The organism is Neobacillus fumarioli NBRC 102428 (assembly GCF_001591485.1).
Lineage (GTDB): Bacteria > Bacillota > Bacilli > Bacillales > Cytobacillaceae > Neobacillus > Neobacillus fumarioli.
The window spans coordinates 1-905 of the sequence record NZ_BCUZ01000256.1 but is presented as its reverse complement, the minus strand read 5'-3'; the positions used below and the strand labels follow the sequence as shown (position 1 = coordinate 905).

The following is a 905-nucleotide window of genomic DNA, read 5'->3' as shown; positions in this document are numbered from 1 at the left end:
CTTGCTTCTCTTGGAGTCTGGTATTCTTTTAAATAGACTTCTTCATACTTGATCGTTCGCCATAACCTTTCGGTTATGATATTGTCAAGAGCTCGACCTTTCCCATCCATGCTAATCTTAATATCATTTTCTAGCACTAGATCAGTATATTTAGGGCTAGTGAAATGGCTCCCTTGGTCACTGTTAAGGATCACCGGTTTGGACTGTGAAAAAGCCCTTTTAACAGCTTTCAATACGAAGTCAATCTCAAGAGTTTGGTCCATTTCCCAGCTAACGACATAACGGGAAAACCAGTCTATGATCGCTACCAAATACATCCAGCCGCGTTGAAGCCGAATATAAGTAATATCAATTCCCCATACATGATTAGGGTGAGTAATGGTCAGATTTCTAAGCAAATATGGATAAATCCTATGTTCAAGATTACGTTTGCTTAGGTTTGGGCCTGGTGAAATTCCGGCAATCCCCATTTCTCTCATATGGCGCTGTACAGCCTTTCGGTTAATCGCCAATCCGTTAGCATTAAGGACAGCGGTGATGCGCCTTGATCCGTAGAATGGATACTGGGTATAAATCTCATCAATCTGATGCTTGATAAATACTTCTTCAGGAGAAGGCTCTACAGGCTTATAGTACAGACTTGAACGGTTGAGACCAAGTAACTCAGCTTGGGTTGTTATTGGCAGTTCCGCATCATGCCAATCAATCATTTCAATCCTTTCTGCTCTACTCCTTAAGGCCAGATTTTTTTTTAAGCCACGTTAATTGCGTGGTTAGACGGCCAACTTCAGCATATAGATTTTCAATTTGCTGTTCATATTCAGCTTTCATTTGGTCGGCTTTTTTATTATCCTTTGCAAATATTTGAGGCAGCTGTTCAAGGAAAGCATTCCTCCATTGGCGAA

General features: G+C 41.0%; 1 pseudogene. It reads right to left on the bottom strand.

The features are described 5' to 3' along the window. A pseudogene (locus BFU02S_RS17185) lies at positions 1-905 on the bottom strand (IS3 family transposase); the annotation flags it as partial.